27 protein-coding genes and 1 tRNA gene are annotated in these 14,371 nt (G+C 63.9%); all 28 read left to right on the top strand.

All coding sequences use genetic code 11. The features are described from left to right. The first annotated feature begins 27 nt into the window (after positions 1-27). The 28 genes from NGM29_RS20860 to NGM29_RS20725 all read left to right on the top strand — a co-directional run bounded on the left by NGM29_RS20860 (position 28) and on the right by NGM29_RS20725 (position 14,333). Complete coding sequence (locus NGM29_RS20860) at positions 28-771, top strand: hypothetical protein (RefSeq protein ID WP_254161662.1); 744 nt, start codon at positions 28-30, stop codon at positions 769-771. Then, positions 764-1,351: a J domain-containing protein gene (locus NGM29_RS20855; protein ID WP_254161660.1), complete on the top strand. Its 588-nt coding sequence runs from the start codon at positions 764-766 to the stop codon at positions 1,349-1,351. The genes NGM29_RS20860 and NGM29_RS20855 overlap by 8 nt, the downstream gene beginning before the upstream one ends. A 34-nt stretch (positions 1,352-1,385) precedes the next feature. Next, positions 1,386-1,706: a DUF7389 domain-containing protein gene (locus NGM29_RS20850; protein ID WP_254161658.1), complete on the top strand. Its 321-nt coding sequence runs from the start codon at positions 1,386-1,388 to the stop codon at positions 1,704-1,706. After that, entirely contained in the window at positions 1,706-1,921 is a 216-nt protein-coding gene (locus NGM29_RS20845) for a hypothetical protein (protein WP_254161656.1), read from the top strand. Before NGM29_RS20850 ends, NGM29_RS20845 begins: the two co-directional genes overlap by 1 nt. Continuing rightward, entirely contained in the window at positions 1,914-2,153 is a 240-nt protein-coding gene (locus tag NGM29_RS20840; protein WP_254161654.1) for a hypothetical protein, read from the top strand. The genes NGM29_RS20845 and NGM29_RS20840 overlap by 8 nt, the downstream gene beginning before the upstream one ends. After that, entirely contained in the window at positions 2,146-2,586 is a 441-nt protein-coding gene (locus NGM29_RS20835; RefSeq protein WP_254161652.1) for a helix-hairpin-helix domain-containing protein, read from the top strand. The genes NGM29_RS20840 and NGM29_RS20835 overlap by 8 nt, the downstream gene beginning before the upstream one ends. Next, positions 2,579-3,079 carry a hypothetical protein gene (locus tag NGM29_RS20830; protein WP_254161650.1) on the top strand — a complete coding sequence of 167 codons (501 nt, stop codon included), beginning with the start codon at positions 2,579-2,581 and terminating at the stop codon, positions 3,077-3,079. Before NGM29_RS20835 ends, NGM29_RS20830 begins: the two co-directional genes overlap by 8 nt. Beyond that, positions 3,069-3,392, top strand: a complete 324-nt coding sequence (locus NGM29_RS20825; protein ID WP_254161648.1) for a hypothetical protein — start codon at positions 3,069-3,071, stop codon at positions 3,390-3,392. Before NGM29_RS20830 ends, NGM29_RS20825 begins: the two co-directional genes overlap by 11 nt. Next, positions 3,385-4,935 (top strand): DNA cytosine methyltransferase, encoded by a 1,551-nt coding sequence (locus NGM29_RS20820; RefSeq protein ID WP_254161646.1) that lies wholly within the window; start codon positions 3,385-3,387, stop codon positions 4,933-4,935. Before NGM29_RS20825 ends, NGM29_RS20820 begins: the two co-directional genes overlap by 8 nt. Further along, the gene (locus NGM29_RS20815) at positions 4,925-5,098 is read left to right on the top strand and encodes a hypothetical protein (RefSeq protein WP_254161644.1); all 174 of its coding nucleotides are present in this window, start codon (positions 4,925-4,927) and stop codon (positions 5,096-5,098) included. The genes NGM29_RS20820 and NGM29_RS20815 overlap by 11 nt, the downstream gene beginning before the upstream one ends. Then, the gene (locus NGM29_RS20810; RefSeq protein ID WP_254161642.1) at positions 5,095-5,295 is read left to right on the top strand and encodes a hypothetical protein; all 201 of its coding nucleotides are present in this window, start codon (positions 5,095-5,097) and stop codon (positions 5,293-5,295) included. Before NGM29_RS20815 ends, NGM29_RS20810 begins: the two co-directional genes overlap by 4 nt. Then, positions 5,296-5,640 (top strand): ASCH domain-containing protein, encoded by a 345-nt coding sequence (locus NGM29_RS20805; protein ID WP_254161640.1) that lies wholly within the window; start codon positions 5,296-5,298, stop codon positions 5,638-5,640. 478 nt (positions 5,641-6,118) lie between these two features. Continuing rightward, positions 6,119-7,009, top strand: coding sequence for a twin-arginine translocation signal domain-containing protein (locus tag NGM29_RS20800; protein WP_254161638.1), 891 nt, complete (start codon positions 6,119-6,121; stop codon positions 7,007-7,009). A gap of 225 nt (positions 7,010-7,234) precedes the next feature. Further along, positions 7,235-8,233 carry a hypothetical protein gene (locus NGM29_RS20795; RefSeq protein ID WP_254161636.1) on the top strand — a complete coding sequence of 333 codons (999 nt, stop codon included), beginning with the start codon at positions 7,235-7,237 and terminating at the stop codon, positions 8,231-8,233. Positions 8,234-8,336: 103 nt separating this feature from the next. Further along, the gene (locus NGM29_RS20790) at positions 8,337-8,624 is read left to right on the top strand and encodes a hypothetical protein (protein ID WP_254161634.1); all 288 of its coding nucleotides are present in this window, start codon (positions 8,337-8,339) and stop codon (positions 8,622-8,624) included. After that, positions 8,625-8,861 (top strand): hypothetical protein, encoded by a 237-nt coding sequence (locus NGM29_RS20785; protein ID WP_254161632.1) that lies wholly within the window; start codon positions 8,625-8,627, stop codon positions 8,859-8,861. Then, positions 8,858-9,115 (top strand): hypothetical protein, encoded by a 258-nt coding sequence (locus NGM29_RS20780; protein ID WP_254161630.1) that lies wholly within the window; start codon positions 8,858-8,860, stop codon positions 9,113-9,115. The genes NGM29_RS20785 and NGM29_RS20780 overlap by 4 nt, the downstream gene beginning before the upstream one ends. A gap of 123 nt (positions 9,116-9,238) precedes the next feature. Further along, positions 9,239-9,580: a hypothetical protein gene (locus tag NGM29_RS20775; protein ID WP_254161628.1), complete on the top strand. Its 342-nt coding sequence runs from the start codon at positions 9,239-9,241 to the stop codon at positions 9,578-9,580. Positions 9,581-9,662: 82 nt separating this feature from the next. Continuing rightward, a complete protein-coding gene (locus NGM29_RS20770) occupies positions 9,663-9,869 on the top strand; it encodes a hypothetical protein (protein WP_254161626.1) in 207 nt (68 codons plus the stop codon). Between the two features lie 17 nt (positions 9,870-9,886). Further along, a complete protein-coding gene (locus tag NGM29_RS20765) occupies positions 9,887-10,969 on the top strand; it encodes a deazapurine DNA modification protein DpdA family protein (RefSeq protein WP_254161624.1) in 1,083 nt (360 codons plus the stop codon). A 59-nt stretch (positions 10,970-11,028) separates the two neighbouring features. After that, entirely contained in the window at positions 11,029-11,202 is a 174-nt protein-coding gene (locus NGM29_RS20760; protein ID WP_254161622.1) for a hypothetical protein, read from the top strand. A 1-nt stretch (position 11,203) separates the two neighbouring features. Continuing rightward, complete coding sequence (locus NGM29_RS20755) at positions 11,204-11,470, top strand: hypothetical protein (RefSeq protein ID WP_254161620.1); 267 nt, start codon at positions 11,204-11,206, stop codon at positions 11,468-11,470. 199 nt (positions 11,471-11,669) lie between these two features. After that, positions 11,670-12,227 (top strand): gamma-glutamylcyclotransferase family protein, encoded by a 558-nt coding sequence (locus NGM29_RS20750; RefSeq protein WP_254161619.1) that lies wholly within the window; start codon positions 11,670-11,672, stop codon positions 12,225-12,227. Between the two features lie 91 nt (positions 12,228-12,318). Next, the gene (locus NGM29_RS20745; protein WP_254161617.1) at positions 12,319-12,531 is read left to right on the top strand and encodes a hypothetical protein; all 213 of its coding nucleotides are present in this window, start codon (positions 12,319-12,321) and stop codon (positions 12,529-12,531) included. Next, the gene (locus tag NGM29_RS20740) at positions 12,531-12,803 is read left to right on the top strand and encodes a hypothetical protein (RefSeq protein ID WP_254161615.1); all 273 of its coding nucleotides are present in this window, start codon (positions 12,531-12,533) and stop codon (positions 12,801-12,803) included. The genes NGM29_RS20745 and NGM29_RS20740 overlap by 1 nt, the downstream gene beginning before the upstream one ends. A gap of 87 nt (positions 12,804-12,890) precedes the next feature. Then, positions 12,891-13,622 (top strand): hypothetical protein, encoded by a 732-nt coding sequence (locus tag NGM29_RS20735; RefSeq protein ID WP_254161613.1) that lies wholly within the window; start codon positions 12,891-12,893, stop codon positions 13,620-13,622. Positions 13,623-13,832: 210 nt separating this feature from the next. Beyond that, a tRNA-Met gene (locus NGM29_RS20730) sits at positions 13,833-13,908 on the top strand. A 74-nt stretch (positions 13,909-13,982) separates the two neighbouring features. Then, positions 13,983-14,333: a PadR family transcriptional regulator gene (locus tag NGM29_RS20725; protein ID WP_254161611.1), complete on the top strand. Its 351-nt coding sequence runs from the start codon at positions 13,983-13,985 to the stop codon at positions 14,331-14,333. Positions 14,334-14,371 lie beyond the last annotated feature (38 nt).

Below are 14,371 nucleotides of genomic sequence, written 5' to 3'. Positions count from 1 at the left end.
GGGTGTAAGTTCGTTGTCTTACTGGTCATGCCAGACCTAAACAGCGGGGTGATCGGCATCCCCGAAGACGAATGGTGCGAGTTCGGCGAGCCCACTACGGCGGGGTACACCCGCATGGAGGGCGAGTTCGAGCTCGCGACAGTGATTCAAGCGACCGACACCCATCGCGACCTCGAGGGCGAGTACATCGCGACCAGCGGGAAAGCGGCCCGCGAGGAAGCCATCGAAGTCGACAAGACTCGGGTGGACGGTGAGAACAACGAGATCGGGACAGTAAGCGCCCGTAGGAAAGAGGCCCACCAGACGAACTGGATTTGCGTCCCGAACCGGTACGTGGTCGCCGAGCGGTCAGTCGGCGAGTTCGTCTTTTACCTGATCGCCGAGCAGGGGACCGCCCGGATCACGCGGGCCGAGGTCGACCTGATCTCGCTCCGTGACGCCTATCCGGACGCTTCGGAGTGGGCGCTCGGGCCCGAGGGCTTCGTCCGCGGCACCCTGTACGGTAACTCGGACGTCCTCAACGACACCCTGGGCGATTCCGCGAGCAACCAGCTCGGGCTCGAGGGCAACTTCGAGGGGTACATCACCAAAATGATGGTCACCCGGTCGGGCTACGTCGCGGCCTGGGACCTGGACACCGAGAAGTTCGCCAAGTTCGTCAACGAGGTGATCCTCCCGCACACGGAGGTCCCCGAGGAAGAAGACGAGGAGGAACGCGAGGAGGATCAGTCCGGCCTGGACAGCTTCGGAGGCGAGCCGGCCGATGACTGACACCGGCATCGACTGGCCACCAGAGCTCCCGCGGACGCCCGAAGGGAAGCGCTCGTCGACGAGCGCCTACCAGGCGAACCTCGGGCAGACGACCAAGCAGCTCGCCCGCGAAATGGACCGCCTGGGCGCTGACAAGTTCCGGGCATCCATCGGGAACGGCCACACCAAATCGAACGGGCTCCCGCTGCACAACGCCCGCCCTGACGACCCCGGCTTCGTTCTCCGGTGGACGAAGGACGGCGATCAGTTCGTGGTGGGGTGTGACGACTACACCCACCTCCGCGACAACGTCAGGGAGGTATTCATGTGGATGAAGGAGACCCGGAAGGCCGGCGACCGGAAGGTGAAAACCGGGCAGTCGCAGTTCGCTGCGGCGGCTCTCCCGGCAGCGGACGACGACGCCGTCGTCGCCGAGGAGCCACCTCACGAGGTCCTGGGCGTGGCACCCGACGCCGACCCGGAGATCGTGAGCACGGTCGCCCGGAAGCTGAAGGCGCGGCATCACCCGGAGGGGGCGGAGCCGGACAGCACCCGCTTCAAGCGGGTGTGCAAGGCCGAGGAAGCCCTCGTCGATGAGTAACGCGAGCGAATCAACCGCAGACGCAGACCCAAACATGGTAACAGGCAATCACGACACGACGGACGAACCGAACCAGAACCAGGCGACCCTCACCGACGGCGACGACACCGACTCACTCGAGTACGAGGCCGGCCGGAAGGAGCCCCTCGATCACGGCGTGAAGGTCCGGGCGAAGGTCAAGCGCGGCACCGCCACCCGCGATCAGGACGAGCTCCTCCTCGAGGGCCGCGGCGAGGACGCCGAGGAGGCGGCCGCTGACTTCGAGGCGGCGCTGACGATGGCCGAGGAGAACGGATGGACCGACCGGCTTCGGGCCCTCCAGCCAGACGAGGCGGACGAGGAGGGCGATGCCTAATGGCGCTGACGTGTAAAGGCCCCGAGTGCGATCACGAGTTCGCCGACGAAATCTGGCACGGCGATCTCGAGGCGAAAGAGGCGGGCGAGACGCCCTTCTTCACCCACGTACACGAGCCGGACGACGGCCTGGGTGTCGTGACGAGCTACCTTTGCTCGGCTGACTGCATGCGCGGCTACCTGGACGACCTCGAGGACGGTGGTGACGATGAGTAAGTCCGACGTCACCGAGGCGGTTGAGCAGATCGAGGGCGCTGACCCGGACAGCGTGACCCACTACCAGAACGGGGGCGGTCACTTCGTGATCGAGGCCGATGCCGACGACGTCGACTTCGAGGCCGTCGGGGAGGCGCTCATCGACGCCGGCGTTGAACAAGCCGGCGGCCTGGAGGTCCCGGGGATGGTCCAGATCAACTACGAGACCGCAGGGGGCGATGGCGATGAGTGAGCTCGCTGATCGCCTCGAGGAAGTCAACGGCATCGGTGAGGCGACGGCCGCGGTGATCGCCGGCGAGTTCGACAGCACCGAGGAGCTGCGTGAGGTCGTGACCGACATCCCGGCCGGCTACTCGCCCGCCCGACTCTCGAAGCTCGACGGCTTCAGTCCTGACCGGGCCCGGAAGCTCGCCATCGCCATCGACGAGGCCGGCGTCCTGGAGACGCCCGACCTCCTTTGGGGTGCGCCAGGGAACGCCCACGTCCAGCACATCTTCGGCGAGGACGGCCGCAGTCTCTGCGGGAAGTACGGCTTCTACCCGACCGGGCGCGGGACGCCCGTCCAGGAGGGAGCCGCCTACGTCGACGGTGAGGACTGCAAGGAGTGCTGCCGGAAGGCCGACCCGGTAACAGTCGACGCAGAGGGGGGTGAGGACGATGAGTGAGGAGGAGACCTACGCCCTGGGCGCTGATCCGTCCGCGGCCGAGGCCCTTCAGGAAGGCGGGCCGGTCAGCGTCGACGACGTCGACGAGACGGACCTCCCGTCACTGTACGAGGTGACCGTCAGCGAGACGAGCTACGAGACGAAAACCATCCGTTTCCACCTGCAGGAACGCGGCCAGTACCTGTACCTGATGCTGACCCGCTTCGACGGTGAGCGGAACATCCTGGGCGAGATCGGCTACGGAGGCGAGTACATCCAGTTCCAGTCGATGAGCAGCAACAACAAGGCCCAGGTCGCGAGCACTGATCTGTACGGCTTCGCCGAAAAGCATCCGTTCCCGCTGACGAAGCTGTACCCGTTCGACCTGCTGTACCGTCTCGACATCGGCGAGGTTCCCTGGGGGGCGATCACCGACGGCGACCAGCTATCGGAGGCGGACGTCACCGCGCTCCTCCGGGAGCACGGCGGGGAGGTGAAAGCCGATGCCAACTGACGACGACGACCTCGAGCCGTCGACGGTCAGCGGGCTCCGAAAGCAGATCCGTCGGCTGATCGAGTCAGACGTCCGGGGCGGCTACCGGCCGCTTCGAAAGTACGAGAAGAACCGTGCGTACTACGCGCTGACCGGCAAGAAGCTCGAGAACGCCTCGAACGGGCGGGTGAGCTTCGAGGTGCTCAACCTGCTATTCAAGGAGTACGACGCCGACTTCGAGCCCCGGGAAGCGTTCGACTGCGGGGGCCCGTTCACGAAGCCGGAGATCTCCGCGCTGGCCGACGCCCTCGAGGAGGAAGCCGGCGATGAGTGACGCCGACGACGCCGTGACGGCCGTCGACCTCTTTTGCGGGGCCGGCGGGCTATCGACCGGGCTGGCCCTGGCGTGTGAAGGGCTGGGCCGCGAGGTCGACCTGGTCGCGGTCAACCACTGGACGACCGCCATCGAGACCCATCAGCAAAACCACGAGTGGGCCGAACACCGGAACGCGAAGGTGGAGGAGCTGCACCCGCCGAACGTCGTAACGCCGGGCGAGGTCAAGATCCTCGTGGGCGCTCCCGAGTGTACCCACTTCAGCAACGCCCGGGGCGGCAAGCCCGTCGACGAGCAAAAGCGGGCTTCCCCCTGGCACATCGTCGACTGGGCACAGAAGATCCGGCCGCAAACCATCCTCGTCGAGAACGTCAAGGAGCTCGAAAGCTGGGGCCCCGTCGACGAGGACGGCCAGCCGACCCGGAACGGTGAGCTATTCGACGCCTGGGTGACGGCGCTGCACGCCATCGGCTACAGCGTCGACTGGCGCGTGCTCAACGCGGCCGACTACGGCGAGGCCACCTCGAGGGAACGGCTATTCGTGATCGGGCGGCTCGGGGCGCGGGCTACCTTCCCCGAACCGACGCACAGTCGCGATGGCGAGGAGCCGGGGACCGAGCCCTGGCGGGCGGCCGCGGAGGTGATCGACTGGTCGGACCCGGGCGAGAGCATCTGGACGCGCGACCGGCCGCTGGTGAACAACACGATGCAGCGTATCGCTGACGGCATCCGCCGGCACGGCGCGGCCGATCTCGAGCCGTTCGCCGAGGCCGTCGCCGAGCTCACGAAAGCCGACGTCGAAGCGATGCAACAGGAGCCGGTCGCCCTCGAGGACGTCACCGAGGAGGTCGTCGCCGAACGGGGCGAGCCCTTCCTCGTGAAGTACTACGGCCGGTCAGACGCTCACCAGTCAGTCGACGAGCCGATGGGGACGATCAGGACGAACCCGACGTTCGCCCTGGCAACTCCGTACCTGCTCGGTCAGCAATCGAACGCGCTCCCGAAGGACGTCACCGAGGAAGGCGTCCCGACCATCGCGACCCGCGGGGCGATCAGCAAAATCGAGCCCCGGCCGTTCGTCCTGCCGCGGAACGGGGCCTACCGCGGGCTTCACTCGAACCCCGCCTACGACCCCGAGGACCGACCGCTCCACACCGTCACGGCGAAAAACACCGACGGCCACGTCGTCACGCCCTACCTGGTACAGTACCACGGCAACTCCGGGGCCCGCTCGCTCGAGGACCCGATGCCGACGATCACGGCCCGGGACAGCCTGGCGCTGGTCCTGCCCGAACACTACCCGTGGGGCCTGGATATTCGGTTCCGAATGCTGGAGCCGCGCGAGCTCGCTGCGGCGATGGGCTTCCCTGACGAATACGACATCGCCGGGAACAAAACCGAGACGGTCAAGCAGATCGGCAACGCCGTCCCCGTCACGATGGCGAAGTCGCTTTGCGAACACCTGCTCACCGCGGACGAGCCGACGCTCAACAGCTACGGCGAGCCGACGCCGGCCGACGGAGGTGAGGTCGATGCAGACTGACACCACCATCGACCTCTCGTGTCCGAACGGCTGCTTCGAGCTCGAGGTCAGCGGGAGCCACGAGACCCGGGACGACCGGGAGTTCCTCGAGGACGTCGCGATCACGGACGAGCCCGGCCCCTGCCCGCACTGCGGGGCTCCGCGAGGTGAGGTCGACCGATGAAACCTCCACGCTTCGTTCACACCCTCGCCGAGCGGTTCAACCTAACCCGCTACCAGGAGTGGGCCTGCGACCGCGATCACCACTACCTGGTCCCGACCGAGCTTTCTGCGTTCTTCCGAGTGAAGGCCGCGGAATGCGAATGGTGCGATCACGAGGAGGAATTTGAAGAAGGCGGGCCATCGATGGTGGTCAGGTAAATGCTATTCAAGGACTACCACATGGAGCAGATCAGGTCGGGCTCGAAAACCGTCACCCGTCGGGAATGGGAACGCCGGCAGGCCAAACCGGACGGCGTGTACATCGCGTCGACGGAAATGTTCACGAGTCACGACGAGGCTGACTGCTACATTCGCGTCGACGACGTCTACCAGCAGGCGCTCGGGGACATGACCGACGAGGACGCCCGGGCGGAGGGTGACTACGAGGACCTCGCTGACTTCCGGGCCGGCTACGAGCTCGTGTACGGTGAGGGCTCCTGGGACCCCGAGAAAGTGGTGTGGGTGATCGAATTCGAATACGTCGGCCGGGACCGCCCGGACTGACGACGAGACCCGCCTTCTCGCGGCCTGTCCTCCCCGAATTCTGCCGACCGACAGCGGGCCCACAGTCGCGCACGTTCGCCTCGAGTGCCGACGGAGCCCCTCCGTGTATGATACCCCCTGGCGAGGAATCAAACGGAAACGGTACTTTTGGGGTCTGTCCCCCGTGAAATCGGGCGAATAGCGAATTTCCGACTTCTATACAGCGGAACCGCGCGGTGGTCGGAAGTCGAACTCCCCCACGTCCGAGGACAGACGTCCCCTTAAGGGTTGTCCTACGTGGATATCCGTAAGCAAATATACCATACAGGTAAGCATACACAAGAAGAAATATGACAGCTACTATACGGTTAACCACGTGGGACAACGCTTAATATACCCCCGGTCCATGCACTGGTTGCAGGTGAGGTAACAGGCTATGAGAGAGTCAGATACGGCGGAGAATAGCTCTGCGAACAAATTACAGCGGTTAGAAGAATCCATGAAAGGATCTGACAACAACATCAATCGACGGAACTTCCTTCGAGCGGCAGCGGCATCGGGAGCAACTATTGGTATCGTGGGAACGGCGGCCGCGAGCACCAACTTCAACTTCATTGACAGCGCCACCTGGGGCAACACGTCAGGCGCGAACGTCGCCAAGATTCAGTTGATGGCTCGCTACGAGAACAACAACGCCCAGACCGCCTTCGACCACGCCGAGGACACGTTCGGTGATTACTGGAATCTTGCTGGCGATTCCGACTTCGACGGTCTGGCGCTCTACTGTTACGACCACGACTCGTCAATGAGCTGGGACATCTCCCTCCAGGAACTTGACGGCATCATCAGCGATCACTGGACTGATGGCAACGACCGGATCAAGGTCTGGAACTGCGACGAAGTCGACAGCTACGGCGGGGACTGCAACGTTCAGTGCGCGGAGAACCTCGTCAACGTCTGTGACCCTGCGCTCACGAGCAGCGACATTTACCCGCCGATCACCGGCTTCCCCGGAGACGACGGGCTCGGTCACAACAACATGCACGTCCGCGTTACCAACGGGGAGGTCGTCACGGGACGGCTGACTCGAGGGGCGCTCATGGCACTCACGCGAGTCAATGCTTTCGGCGAGTGGAACGACCTCTATGAGAATGTTCCCGACCGAGGGAACACCTACCACTACGAAGCCGCGAGGTCGGTGAACACCTCGGGCGACAAGTGGGCCCCCACGGCGATGGGGATCTACTCGAAGCCGGAGATGAACAACGAGGACGGGAGCTGCGGGGGCAGCACCGTGCCCAGCGACTACCAGCTCGGTGACGAGTACCTTCGGCAGATCACGGCCTGCACGTCATTCCTCATCCGCGATGCGGCCGATTACTTCAGGTAATCACTGAACGCGGCGGGCGGCCCGCCGTTGAGCCCATTTTTTCGCGGTCTGGTGTCTGGTATTCCTCCTCACAGATATGACAATTACTATACGGTTAACCACGAACGACAACGCTTAATACACCCTCTGTCCATGCACTGGTTGCAGGTGAGGTAACAGGCTATGAGAGAGTCAGAACGTCAGAAGAATCGCTCTAAGACCAAATTACGCGACAGCGACACGTCAATGGAAAGACGAAACTTCCTTCGAAAGACCGCAGCGGTATCGACACTTGCAGGCGCGGGCCTGATCGGAACTACCGGCAACGCAACAGCGTCGAAGTCACCCTACGACCTCGACGTGAATCTCCACACCAAATACGTCGACGCTGGCGACACGAGTCACGACTCCAGCGCGACGTTCCGAGTGATGATTCCCGAATCGCATCTCGGGGATTACACCCCCTTCGATGAGTTCATCGACGCCGAGGCCGATCACTGCCAGAAAGTGATCTCGGACCTCGTCAGCAAGTCGAACTATCTCATGGGAGCCACGGCGTACTTCTACGAGTACGACGGGGGCTGGTTCGAAGACTACGACGGTCACACGGGATGGGGCGATAACAGCTACGCGATCTACGAGCCCACGCTGGACGTCCTCGACGACGCCCTCAACACGACCTCGCTCGGTGACAACGTGACCTACGTGTGGGACGTAGGTGACGTCCACCAGAACCAGATGAGCGACTGGGAGGGCTCCGGAAGCGACGAACACCACGACGGGCCGCGGACCGACCCGGCCATGTCCTCGAGCAGGTGGCACCCGATCATTGCCGACAAGGTCGCCGGTGACCAGCACTCCAACGACTACGCTCACGCCCGGGTTCGGATTGCTGACTACTGCGTCGGCCGACTCACGTCCATGCTGGTTCACACGCTGATCCGGTGCCGGGACGACGGCCACTGGCAGACGGTCAACACGCCACCGGGAACGGACATCTACGACACGGACCGCGACTGGGAGCTCGCCGAGGGCATCCACAACGGCAACGACAACTACGTCACCAGCGCGGGCGGGAAGAAGACCCTCACCGCGATGGAGGACGTCTTCGCGAGCAGCTTCTGCCGCGGGGATTCGCCCAGCGGTGATTGGTCGCCCGATAGTGGCCCACTGGGCGATTACGTCAGCTACTGCACCTCGGACATGGTGTCCCAGGCCGTCAGCTACTTCGAGACCCGGCATTAGTCTCGCTCACCACTGACCCGCCTCTTTTTTTGGCCCGCGGTTAACCACGAAGGACAACCCTTAAGGCAGAAGCTGTCTATGGATTAGTTGAGGTCAACAGGCTATGAACGCAGACCCAGAAATCCCACGGAACGACGACGAACTGACCGAGCAACTCCTGGACGAAGTCGAACGCCTGGCGGGCCCGCGCTTCCGCCGGATGGAAGAGAAGGCCGACGGCCGAAGTCTCATGGACGCCTGGAGCGTCCTGGCCCACACCGACGTCACGGTCAGCTACGACAACGTCCCGAAGATGGCCGGTACGCTCGTCAGCGAGCGAATGACCTGGTTCGCAACCCTCCGCGAGGACGGCCAATTCGAAGAATTCGCGGAGTACTACCTGGAGGCGTGAATGCGGGGAGACCGACCCTTCACGTACATGGCGGCTCCCGGAGCTCACCAGCAGGGCGATCACGCCCGGGCCTACGCCGTGGTAATGGAGCAACTCCAGAAGTGTGACGACCGCCGGCCGCTCGACCGCCCGCACAACGCGATGAAGGAGGCGGTCAACGCCACCATCCGACAGATGCCCACGCTCGAGGTCATGGTCAGGCAGGACCTCGAGGAGCGACGGCGGGGTAACGCATGACCGTCGACGTCGACGCGGTCCTGATCTACGACGAGGTCGACGAGTGGGCGTTCCTCACGCTCGAGGACGAGACGCTCCCGTACACCGTCCTGGACCGCGCGGAGAACGCCCTCCACGGCCGGGAGGACTTTTCGGACCTGATCGGGGCGGCCAAGGCGACCCCCGACGAGACCCGCCGGCTCGAGATCGGGACGGTGACCGTCACCGAGGACGGCCGCTTCCAGGCGCTCAACGTCACCGCGGACGCGGCCTGATCCCCAGGCTATACTTCAGCGACCAGCCGGCCGACTTCTGGAAACCGCCACCCGTGGCGGATAACTACGAGGGACAACCCTTAAAGCGGGGCTCGTGCATGGACGAGCTCGAGGTAACAGGCTATGCGAGAGACTCAACGAGAACTCGATACGGTCAACAACGGGGCCCTGATTGCTCCCGAGGACCGCGACGTCTGCCAGTATTGTGAGCTCGACCTCGAGGTGATCCCCCGGGGCGACCGTGTACAGAAGCGAATCTCCCTGGGCTTCGGGCACAACAACAAGGAAATGCTCCGGTTCTGCTCGAAGCCCTGCCGGGCCCGATTTTTTCGCCGTGGCCGGGGGAAGTACTGCGACGAGGAGACGCCGTGGCTGCATTCTGACCAGACGAACCTGGACGACTTCGACGACGACGACGGCGGGCCGGGCCTGGACATGCCGGCCGCGAGCCCCGCGGTCACCTGACGCCTTCTCCCCCTACGGTTAACCACGAAGGACAACCCTTAAGGTAGAAGCCGTCCATCGATTAGATAGAGGTCAACAGGCTATGAACGTTGCATACACACTAACCGACGCGACCTGCTCCGGCTGCGATGAGGAGGAGCTGGTGTACTGGACCGAAGACGAGACCGAGACGACCGACGAAGTCTACGTCGACTGCCGGGGCTGCGGGAAGGAGTACCCCAAGCGGTTCGTCAAGAAGACGGACGACACGCCACGCGAGGAGATCGCGCGGGACATCGCCGGGAACTGACGGCGGAACCCCGGCCCATGATTCACGACAACCTGCGGTTCTTTTGGACGGTATCGAGCGGCGGCTCCCGGAAGGCGCTACGCGAAGCCGAACGCGACGACACCGTCGAGGCTCACGGTCAGACCCTCGCCCTCGGTGACGTCCCGGCCCCCGAGTCGTGTATGGTCTCGTTCGCCACCCGGGCGAACAAGCCCTGGCCCGGCCCGGAGTGGTTCATCGACTCCGGCGGCTACAGCACGCTGCTCGGCAACAGCGAGTACGAGGACCCGATCAGGGAGTACCTCGAGTTCATCCGCGAACACGAGCAACGCGACGGCGTGACCATCGACCGGTACGCGCTGCGGGACTGGGCGTGCGAGAGTAAGGTCCTGCGAAAGCACGGCCGGACCGCCCGCCAACACCAGGAGTGGACCATCCGTGACCACGTCGAATGCCTCGAGCTCGCCGAGGAGATCGGCGTAGAAGCCGAACCCGTCAGTGTCCTCCAAGGCTACACCGTCCCGGAGTACCTCGAGCACCTGGACTACTACCGCGAGCACGGCCTGCTGTCAGATCACGTCGGCATCGGCTCGGTCTGCCGGCGGAACGCTGACGAGGAAATCCGGTCGACCATCCTCCAGGTGAGCGAGGCGCTGCCAGACCGATGCCGGCTCCACGCCTTCGGCGTGAAAAAGACGGTCCTCCGGTTCCCTGACGTCGTGATGGCGCTGGACTCCGTCGACAGCAACGCCTGGGACTACGCCGTCCGGATGGACGCCGAGTCGAACGCCTCAACCGAAGGCCACCGCTACACCTGGGACCGGATCACCCGGGCCTATCAGTCCTACCGCGCTGACGTCCTCGAGCAACTCGACGCCGTCGACGGTGACGGTCACCCGATCACGGTCAAGAGCCTCGCCGACTTCACCGATGCCGACCTCCGGGAGAAGCCGTACCCCATCGCGAAGTGCCGCTGCGGTGAGCTCGTCAACCCGAACTACCTGGCAGATCAGACCGGGGCCTGCCGGTACTGCGACCGGCTCATCCTCACCCTACGGGATCACACCATGAACCCGGACCACCCAATGTACGACCCCGAAACCGCACCACTCAACGGTTAACCACGAAGGACAACCCTTAAGGTAGAAGCCGTCCATCGATTAGTTGAGGTCAACAGGCTATGAGAACGAGACCACAACCGCGCGAAGTACGCGACGAACCGAACGACTCCGGCTGCATGGACTGCGGCGGGGCCATCACCATCGTCACCGACGTCCCGGGCGAGGCCGACGCTGACTACGGCATCGACTGTGAGAACTGCGGCCTGATCCACATCGGAACGGGGGCGGCCTAACATGACCTGGTACTCCGCCTGCTTCCCCGACAAAGGGGCCGGCGCGACCCGGATGAGGGTCTACGTCGAAGGCTCCGACGAGGCGACCGCCCGCGAGACGGCCGGCGCGTGTGACCGCTTCAACGTCTACGACACGACCGCCGGCACGCTGACGCCCACCGAGAAGGACCGCGAGCAGATCGAGGCGAGCCTCCCCAAGCTCGGCGGGCCGAACGAGGCGATCACGGCCGACGGCGAGGTACTCCTTCGGAGCACCGTCTCCAACTGATCGCGAACCGGAGTTTCACTTTCACTTTCACTCCACACCCACGGCTCACTCTTATCCATCCCCCGGCTGATAATTCAACTGCCCAGGACTGTCACACCTATCCGCCCTGGGACCCGCCGGCTCTTCTGCCGGTTAACCACGAGCGACAACCCTTAAGGTGAACGCGGTCTATCGTTCACCTGCACCGAGGTAACAGGCTATGAATGTGACCACATCGGACGAAACACTCTGCGAACTGTGCTGGAACGATCACACCGCGACCTTCCGCGACGACGAAGGCCGGCCGGTGTGCGGAACCCACGCGAACGTCCTCGAGGACGGCTCCTGGGACGGCGAACCTCACGAAATCGTCCCGCTGACGCCCGAGGAAGATCAAGAGGAGATCGAGTACGTGTTCGTGTACGGGACGCTGCGGAACGGCTCCGGCTACGACGCCGAGCTCAAAGGCTTCACCAAAGACGACACCGGCCAGTTCCCCACGCTGATCCCGAGCCCGGATCACACCGTCTGCGGCGAGGTCCACAAGGTGACGACCGGTCGCCTGCGGAATCTCGACCGGTACGAAGGCACGCCTCACCTGTACAAGCGCGTCGAAGGCCCGCTGGGAGTCTGGGTGTACATCGGTGACCCGGAGAAGCTCGGCTCGAAGTACACCCTCCCGTTCGAACGGGAGTTCCTCCAGGAGCAGATAGACGACGCTACCCTCACCCTCGAGGCTGACTTCGACCCGCGAAAGATGCCCATCGAGCGGGCCTGATCGGCTCCCTTCTCATCCCCGCCCGACTGCGGTTAACCACGTAGGACAACCCTTAAGGTGTCACCTGTCCATCGACCAGTTGTAACAGGCTATGAGACGGTACAACCCCACCGAAGGGGACCTACTGATCGAGACGGTGTACGGACGCAAGCGGACCCACGTCATTACCGACGTCGACGCAGGGAGCGTCACCTACGAGCGGCCCGACGGAGTCCAGGTGACGGCGCTGGCTACCGCGCTCCGGCGTGATCTAACCCGCGGCCGCTTCGCGGTCAGCCGGCCCGAGCCCGAGGAGGCCCGGTGATGCACTACACCCACCGGCCGACGGTCGGCGAGCTCACTACCGGCGACCGCGTCCTATTCGGTGATCGCCGCGAGCCGCTGACCGTCACCGACGTCGACGACGTCACCGAACGCGAGGGAACCATCCGAATCCGCTCCCGGGCCGAACTCGAAGGCCCTCGAGGCGGCCGCGTGATCCTCGAGGGAACGAGCACCGGCCGCACCCGGGCGAAGGTCGGCCAGGCATCCTGGTCACCGGCGTACACCGTCGACGATCTCCAGGTAGTCACCTGACCGGCATCGACCTCCCGAGGCCCTGGGCCGAGTAATTCGTTTTACCTGACCGGTACTTTATTAACACTGACAGTCCGACGCGACTCCATGCAGACGCACGAATTCCTGATTGACGAGTCTGACCCGGAAGGCCGGCTCACCCACATGGCCGAGCTCCGAGAGTACGTCGACGCCCGGCCCGAGACATCGGCCCTTTTCGCTCCCGGAGACGCGGTGACGTCGAACCACTGGCGGCAGACCCTCGGCGATCAGGCCCTGCACTCCCTGGGCTCCTGGCCCGCACCCGAGGACCGAACCAGTCAGAAGAAGGCCCGATGGGTCAACCCCGGCTACGCTCACGCTCACAAGTACAGCGACCTCGAGGAGACCTGCGACTGCGGGTACTCCTACGGGTGGGGCCGAATCGGGAACATCGACGGCGGGGCCATCGACGTCCACGACGCTGACTGCTCGGAACGATCACGCCGGCACGCGAAGCTCCGGCTCACCTTCCGGCGGGTGGCCTGGCTCAAAACCGCGGCCCTCCTCTGGATTCGACAACCTGTTGCCCGCAAACGCCTGGGGTTTGACTACGACGAAGCCGCCTCCAGACTCATCCGTGGGCTCCCCGAGACCTATTTCGACTGGTACGGCCGCGGGAAGGTGATCGCTGCGAACACCATGATGGTCCTGCGTGACCTGGACGTCCCGACGCAACTGATCGCTGACGCCTACGGGACCAAACGCCAGACCGTCTACACCTACAAGGCACACTGCGATCACGAGTACATCGCACGCCGAGCTCCCGACTCCCTCGAGGATGGCCGGGCGACTACCTGACAATCACGTATATTTATATATTCGTAAGCGAATACAACAGACGACCCGGCGCTATCGGCCCACGAACAGTACCCGTGTGATCTCCCAATCGGGCCCGGCAAACCAACTCCGGGATACGGCACGACGCACCAACGTCTGGCCCTACCGTGGCCGAATCCAATCACCACCACATCGCATCGCCTAATGGCGTGGGCACGGCGACCGGGCAGCAGCGAGGTAGGGTAGTCAGAACGTACCCGGTGGGCTCATAACCCGCAGATCGGTGGTTCAAATCCACCCCTCGCTATCACGTCTTACAATTACCTCACAGTGATACCCAAATGTTTATTGGTAAGGTACTACAATCAACTAACGCGTTCCATGATTGACCTAACCGCGTTCCAACAGAACTGCGTACTCGTGATCGCAAGCAGTGAACGACAGCACGGAGACATCCCCCACGGCCTGGCCGTCAAGGAGGCCCTCGAGCAGATCTACGGCAAAGAAGTCAACCACGGCCGGCTGTACCCGAACCTCGACGCGCTCGTCGACCGCGGGCTCGTCGAAAAGACCGAACGGGACAAGCGAACAAACGCCTACAGCCTCACGCAGAAGGGGGCCGAGGCGATCAACGACCTCCAGTACTTCGTCCGGCACGCCCAGGGCAAAGACGTCGCGAACCCCTACGGCTCCGAAGACACCCAGGCTTCTACCGCACCCGCTGACGACTGACGGCTGACGCTTTATCCTCCACGACTGGTTCCTGCTGA

Origin of the sequence: Natronosalvus rutilus, assembly GCF_024204665.1 — an archaeon.
In the GTDB taxonomy this organism is placed as follows: domain Archaea; phylum Halobacteriota; class Halobacteria; order Halobacteriales; family Natrialbaceae; genus Natronosalvus; species Natronosalvus rutilus.
This window is presented reverse-complemented; position numbering and strand designations above follow the sequence as displayed.

Coding starts and splice junctions, on each gene's coding strand:
- NGM29_RS20860 (WP_254161662.1), top strand. CDS start 28: ATGCCAGACCTAAACAGCGGGGTGATCGGCATCCCCGAAGACGAATGG.
- NGM29_RS20855 (WP_254161660.1), top strand. CDS start 764: ATGACTGACACCGGCATCGACTGGCCACCAGAGCTCCCGCGGACGCCC.
- NGM29_RS20850 (WP_254161658.1), top strand. CDS start 1,386: ATGGTAACAGGCAATCACGACACGACGGACGAACCGAACCAGAACCAG.
- NGM29_RS20845 (WP_254161656.1), top strand. CDS start 1,706: ATGGCGCTGACGTGTAAAGGCCCCGAGTGCGATCACGAGTTCGCCGAC.
- NGM29_RS20840 (WP_254161654.1), top strand. CDS start 1,914: ATGAGTAAGTCCGACGTCACCGAGGCGGTTGAGCAGATCGAGGGCGCT.
- NGM29_RS20835 (WP_254161652.1), top strand. CDS start 2,146: ATGAGTGAGCTCGCTGATCGCCTCGAGGAAGTCAACGGCATCGGTGAG.
- NGM29_RS20830 (WP_254161650.1), top strand. CDS start 2,579: ATGAGTGAGGAGGAGACCTACGCCCTGGGCGCTGATCCGTCCGCGGCC.
- NGM29_RS20825 (WP_254161648.1), top strand. CDS start 3,069: ATGCCAACTGACGACGACGACCTCGAGCCGTCGACGGTCAGCGGGCTC.
- NGM29_RS20820 (WP_254161646.1), top strand. CDS start 3,385: ATGAGTGACGCCGACGACGCCGTGACGGCCGTCGACCTCTTTTGCGGG.
- NGM29_RS20815 (WP_254161644.1), top strand. CDS start 4,925: ATGCAGACTGACACCACCATCGACCTCTCGTGTCCGAACGGCTGCTTC.
- NGM29_RS20810 (WP_254161642.1), top strand. CDS start 5,095: ATGAAACCTCCACGCTTCGTTCACACCCTCGCCGAGCGGTTCAACCTA.
- NGM29_RS20805 (WP_254161640.1), top strand. CDS start 5,296: ATGCTATTCAAGGACTACCACATGGAGCAGATCAGGTCGGGCTCGAAA.
- NGM29_RS20800 (WP_254161638.1), top strand. CDS start 6,119: ATGAAAGGATCTGACAACAACATCAATCGACGGAACTTCCTTCGAGCG.
- NGM29_RS20795 (WP_254161636.1), top strand. CDS start 7,235: ATGGAAAGACGAAACTTCCTTCGAAAGACCGCAGCGGTATCGACACTT.
- NGM29_RS20790 (WP_254161634.1), top strand. CDS start 8,337: ATGAACGCAGACCCAGAAATCCCACGGAACGACGACGAACTGACCGAG.
- NGM29_RS20785 (WP_254161632.1), top strand. CDS start 8,625: ATGCGGGGAGACCGACCCTTCACGTACATGGCGGCTCCCGGAGCTCAC.
- NGM29_RS20780 (WP_254161630.1), top strand. CDS start 8,858: ATGACCGTCGACGTCGACGCGGTCCTGATCTACGACGAGGTCGACGAG.
- NGM29_RS20775 (WP_254161628.1), top strand. CDS start 9,239: ATGCGAGAGACTCAACGAGAACTCGATACGGTCAACAACGGGGCCCTG.
- NGM29_RS20770 (WP_254161626.1), top strand. CDS start 9,663: ATGAACGTTGCATACACACTAACCGACGCGACCTGCTCCGGCTGCGAT.
- NGM29_RS20765 (WP_254161624.1), top strand. CDS start 9,887: ATGATTCACGACAACCTGCGGTTCTTTTGGACGGTATCGAGCGGCGGC.
- NGM29_RS20760 (WP_254161622.1), top strand. CDS start 11,029: ATGAGAACGAGACCACAACCGCGCGAAGTACGCGACGAACCGAACGAC.
- NGM29_RS20755 (WP_254161620.1), top strand. CDS start 11,204: ATGACCTGGTACTCCGCCTGCTTCCCCGACAAAGGGGCCGGCGCGACC.
- NGM29_RS20750 (WP_254161619.1), top strand. CDS start 11,670: ATGAATGTGACCACATCGGACGAAACACTCTGCGAACTGTGCTGGAAC.
- NGM29_RS20745 (WP_254161617.1), top strand. CDS start 12,319: ATGAGACGGTACAACCCCACCGAAGGGGACCTACTGATCGAGACGGTG.
- NGM29_RS20740 (WP_254161615.1), top strand. CDS start 12,531: ATGCACTACACCCACCGGCCGACGGTCGGCGAGCTCACTACCGGCGAC.
- NGM29_RS20735 (WP_254161613.1), top strand. CDS start 12,891: ATGCAGACGCACGAATTCCTGATTGACGAGTCTGACCCGGAAGGCCGG.
- NGM29_RS20725 (WP_254161611.1), top strand. CDS start 13,983: ATGATTGACCTAACCGCGTTCCAACAGAACTGCGTACTCGTGATCGCA.